At 52.6% G+C, this 1,982-nt stretch carries 2 protein-coding genes; both read left to right on the top strand.

Annotated features, from left to right (window positions below):
- Positions 1-104: 104 nt before the first annotated feature.
- Positions 105-1,451 carry an ISNCY family transposase gene (locus tag ACVCAM_RS26310; protein WP_077253535.1) on the top strand — a complete coding sequence of 449 codons (1,347 nt, stop codon included), beginning with the start codon at positions 105-107 and terminating at the stop codon, positions 1,449-1,451.
- Positions 1,452-1,499: 48 nt separating this feature from the next.
- Positions 1,500-1,895: a helix-turn-helix domain-containing protein gene (locus ACVCAM_RS26305; RefSeq protein ID WP_004143398.1), complete on the top strand. Its 396-nt coding sequence runs from the start codon at positions 1,500-1,502 to the stop codon at positions 1,893-1,895.
- Positions 1,896-1,982 lie beyond the last annotated feature (87 nt).

The following is a 1,982-nucleotide window of genomic DNA, read 5'->3' as shown; positions in this document are numbered from 1 at the left end:
TGTCAGCACAAAGCGTTATTGTCGTCTCAGCACAATTCACACGCGTCGTGTACGCTAAGCCTTCATTTTGCTCAGCACAGGACCGCGATCTTATGTTGGTGACTATGACAGACAAAGAACTTTACCGGCTTGGCATCATTCAGCGAGTATTTGACCGGGCTTTGCTTCAGCGCGACGCAGCAGACATACTTAAGCTCAGTGTTCGTCAGGTGCAGCGTCTTGTGCGTCTGTACCGGACAGATGGCGCAACCGCATTTGCATCTTCCCGCCGTGGACGTCCTGCAAACAACCGGATCGATGAAGAAACACGCTGTAAAGCCCTGGATTTGATCCGGTGCCACTATTCAGATTTTGGCCCAACGCTCGCAACCGAAAAACTGGCTGAACGCCATCATATATATCTCTCCGTTGAAACCATCCGTAACTGGATGACAGCCGACGGTCTCTGGCGTCCTCATTCCCGCCGGCGAACCCGGGTTTACCAGCCGCGCTATCGTCGCGACTGTTTCGGCGAACTGGTTCAGATCGATGGCTCTCACCATGACTGGTTCGAAGGAAGAGCCCCAAAATGCTGTCTTCTGGTCTTCATGGATGACGCCACAGGTCGCCTGATGCACCTGCGATTCTGTGATTCAGAAAACGCGTTTGACTACATGATGGCTACCCGGCAATACATTGATAAACATGGTAAACCTGTCGCATTTTACAGCGACAAGCATGCGGTGTTCAGGGTCAGCGGACCCGAGAGCCGACGTACCGGCACAACCCAGTTCGGACGGGCTCTCCGGGAACTGGCGATCGAATTGATTTGTGCCAACAGCAGCCAGGCAAAAGGTCGCGTGGAACGGGTAAATAAAACGCTCCAGGATCGACTGATTAAAGAGATGCGCCTGCAGAACATCAGCTCGGTTGCTGAAGCCAATCAGTGGATTGAACATTTCATGTCTGATTTTAACCGTCGTTTCTCCCGGCCGGCAAAATACCCTAAAGATCTGCACCGTGCGGTCACACAGAGTCCACTGGAGCTGAATGATATCTTCGCCTGGCAGGAGCTACGGACCTTATCGAAAGCACTGACTTTTCAGTATGATAAAGTCATGTATATCATTGAACCCACCGAACAAAATACGCGCATAGCAGGTGAAAAAATTACCGTTTATGATTACCCTGACGGAAGCATTACTTTCCGGCATCAGCACCGGCCACTGGGTTATAAGATTTTCGATAAACTGACCTGCGTTGATCAGGGGGCGGTTGTTGATAACAAACGACTGGGTGCCGTTCTGAGGCTGGCACAGCAGAAACAGGACGAGCTGGAGGCTGAAGGAAAGCGAATGCGCAGTACAAAAATGCCCCGCAGGCGCGCTCAGGAGCGTGCACTGGAAGAGCTCAGGGCGATCAACCCGGTGCTGGCCAGTCCGCAGGATTTTATCCCCAGCCTGAAGCGATGAGCCCTTCCCTCACCTGTGGATCTGATATGGCCGACAGATGAGAGAAAAATGGACGACAACAAACCAGTGCTCCTGACACTTCACGAAGCGCTACGCCTGGATTTGATTGAAGCCTATATGGCGCGGGAAATCACGCTGGCAGAAGTGGCAGAGTCCATGGAGCTCACCCGTCGTCAGTGCTCCCGCCTGATTAAGCGCTATCGCGAGCTGGGGCCAGCCGGTCTGGTCAGCCGGCGCCGTGGAAAGCCCGGCAATCATCAGTTAAACACCACCATCAGAGATCAGGCACTGCAGCTTATTCGCTCACGCGGCCGGGGTATGAATCCGTCAGCCATCTGGCGAATTCTGACCACAGAATACGGTGTCCGGATTTCAAAAGAGACCGTACGTAAACTGATGATAGCCGAGAAAACCTGGCAACCACGTTCTTCCTCCAAAGCCTGACTCAACCTTAAAAAGGCATTGTCCAGACTCTCCACTGACGTCAGGTCAGCTTTGTTTTCAGCACGACATTTCAACATTGGCTAGACA

The organism is Enterobacter sp. CFEC122, from assembly GCF_052983755.1.
The sequence above is the reverse complement of the archived record's forward strand: the minus strand, read 5'-3'. Positions and strand labels throughout refer to the sequence as shown.

Excerpts from the sequence above, each read along its gene's own strand:
- ACVCAM_RS26305 (WP_004143398.1), top strand. The coding sequence starts at position 1,500 with ATGGACGACAACAAACCAGTGCTCCTGACACTTCACGAAGCGCTACGC.
- ACVCAM_RS26310 (WP_077253535.1), top strand. The coding sequence starts at position 105 with ATGACAGACAAAGAACTTTACCGGCTTGGCATCATTCAGCGAGTATTT.